We start from the raw sequence: 2808 nt of genomic DNA, 5'->3' as shown, positions 1-2808 counted from the left end.
AAAGAGTGGGACGATGTGACCGTGACCCAAGTAAACAGGGAAGTAGCGCATACGCTTTCTATTCCTTATGGCAGTGAATCGGACATAGAGAATAATTTAATGGAAGCGTCTCCCTATTTCCTGTCATTGAACGGAGTCTGGAAGTTTAAATGGGTTCCGGATCCTTCCCAAAAACCTATTGATTTTTACGTTCCTTCCTATGATGTAAGTGGTTGGGATGACATAGAGGTTCCTTCTGTGTGGCAGATGTACGGGATTCGTCATAATAAGCCTTGGGACAAACCTCTCTATGTCAATACTGGTTATCCTTTTACTTACGATCCTGTAACTTATAGTGTGATGTCCGACCGTCCTTCTGATTGGACTTATAACAACCTTATGAAGAATCCTGTGGGTAGCTATCGCCGTGAGTTTGTTTTACCTTCCGGTTGGAGTGAGAGGACTGTCTATGTTCGTTTCAATGGTGTCGGACATGGATATTATTTGTGGGTTAACGGCCAGTATGTGGGTTATTCGGAAGACTCTTATCTTCCTTCTGAATTTGATATCACCCCTTATCTTCAGTCAGGGAAAAATGTGATTGCTGCACAAGTATATCGTTTTACCAGTGGCTCTTTTTTGGAATGTCAGGACTATTGGCGTTTCACAGGTATCCACCGCGATGTCTTCCTATGGTCAGCACCTAAGACTCAGATTCGCGATTATTTTTTCACAACGGATTTGGATGATACATATATGGATGCAAGGGTACGTGTTGAAATAGATTTGAGCGGTCCTGAATTGTCTCAAGGAAAGTTGGACGTCAGAATTATGGATAAGGGCCAGATTGTGGCGGAGATGATCAAGCCGGTTTCTTCAATCCACAAGTATGTATTATATATGGATGTAACCAACCCGAAAAAGTGGAATGCCGAAACTCCTTATTTGTACGATTTGGTTTTGACGTTGAAGGACGGTACCAAGACAGTCGATATCCGTGGCGGTAAAGTGGGATTCCGCGAAGTCGGTATCCGTAAAGACGGTGCTTTATTGATCAACGGGCAGCGGATGGTATTTCATGGTGTGAACCGGCATGACCATAGCGAGATCAATGGTCGTACGGTCTCCAGGGAAGAAATGGAAAATGATATTCGTCTGATGAAGAGGCTGAATATCAATGCAGTCCGCACTTCCCATTATCCTAATAATCCATATTTTTATGAGTTGTGCGATAAATATGGAATTTATGTATTGGCGGAGGCCAATGTGGAGTGCCATGGTAATATGGGTCTTTCCCATGTGGAACAGTTTAAGAAACCGATGGTCGAACGTTCCGAGAACCATGTGAAATGGTTACGGAATCATGTCTCTATTTTTATGTGGTCCTATGGCAATGAATCCGGAAACGGTACAAATTTCGAATCTGTGGAAAAGGCGATTAAGAGCTTGGATAATACTCGTTTGACTCATTACGAGGGTAATAGTCAGTGGAGTGATGTAACCAGTACGATGTATGCCGATTATGACCATATAAAGAATATAGGTGTAGAGCGGGAGAATCAATATAAGAGTGGTCAGACTCCCCGGCCGCATATTCAGTGTGAAAGTAGTCACGCTATGGGAAATTCTATGGGCAATGTCCGTGATTTGTTTGATTTGTATGAGCATTATCCGGCCTTGACAGGTGAGTTTATCTGGGACTGGAAAGATCAGGGTTTGAAAATGGATGTTCCGGGTAAAATTGGGGAAAGCTATTGGGCCTATGGTGGAGATTTTGGTGACAAACCGAATGACGGTAATTTCTGCACAAACGGGGTTGTTTTTTCAGATTATTCGATTTCTGCGAAATCATATAATACGAAGAAGATTTATCAGCCTGTTGACTTCTCATTAAAGGAAGACAATAAGACTTTTGTCTTGAAAAATAAGTTGGCTTTTAGCTCTATCGATTATTTGAATATTGCTTATTCGGTCTTGGAAGATGGCAAAGTGATTAAAACGGGAACAATCGGTGATATGGCCATTCCTGCCGGTGGAACGATGGAAGTGGTTATCGATGCTCTTCCCGTGGATATAAGGGAGGATGCCGACTATTTTATCCGTTTCAGTGCCACTCAAAAATCAGCTACTTGGTGGGCAGAAGCGGGCTATGAGGTTGCTTCCGAACAGATTCAATTAAGAAATGCCCGGAAATCTCCTTACCGTGTGCCAGAGAAAGGAAATCTGACCGTAGAACGGACAGCGAAGGCCATAACGGTGACGGGTTCCTGTTTTAAAGCAATCTTTTCCGTAACTGAAGGTACCTTGGAAAGTTATGTTTTGAATGGTAAGTCAATCATTTGTGAGCCTCTGAAATTGAATGTATTTCGCGTACCTACTGATAATGATAAGACCCATTCTGCAGATTGGGATAATATGGGTTTGAGAAATTTGAAGGTGAAGGCCGGCACATGGGATGTGAAAGAGTCTGTGTCCAAAAATTTGGTTGATTTGAGCGTTACAAATGTGTATACTGCTACACTCCCTTATTCTTTTACGACCCAGTTTTCCTTTAAAGTAATGGATGACGGTACTATTTTCGTCAGCTCGGTGATCGACCCGGCTATAAAAAATGTCATTCTCCCCAAAATCGGTTATGTATTGGAGATGCCTGAAGGTTTTGAGAACTTTACATGGTTTGGACGTGGTCCATGGGATAGTTATGCGGACCGTAAGGAAGCTTGCTTTGAAGGTGTATACAACAGTACTGTTGCCGAACAATGGACCGGCTATGTTTTACCACAGGAGATGGGCAATAAGGAGGAGGTTCGCTGGATGGGTATTACGGAT

At 42.7% G+C, this 2808-nt stretch carries 1 protein-coding gene; it reads left to right on the top strand.

What is annotated here, in order from left to right; genetic code table 11:
- Positions 1 to 2808, top strand: a 2808-nt coding sequence (locus QVP90_RS06130; protein ID WP_288203975.1) for a glycoside hydrolase family 2 TIM barrel-domain containing protein, incomplete at both ends; no start/stop codon positions are given.

This window comes from Bacteroides sp. CAG:189 (assembly GCF_000432295.1).
In the GTDB taxonomy this organism is placed as follows: domain Bacteria; phylum Bacteroidota; class Bacteroidia; order Bacteroidales; family Bacteroidaceae; genus Bacteroides; species Bacteroides salyersiae.
This window is presented reverse-complemented; position numbering and strand designations above follow the sequence as displayed.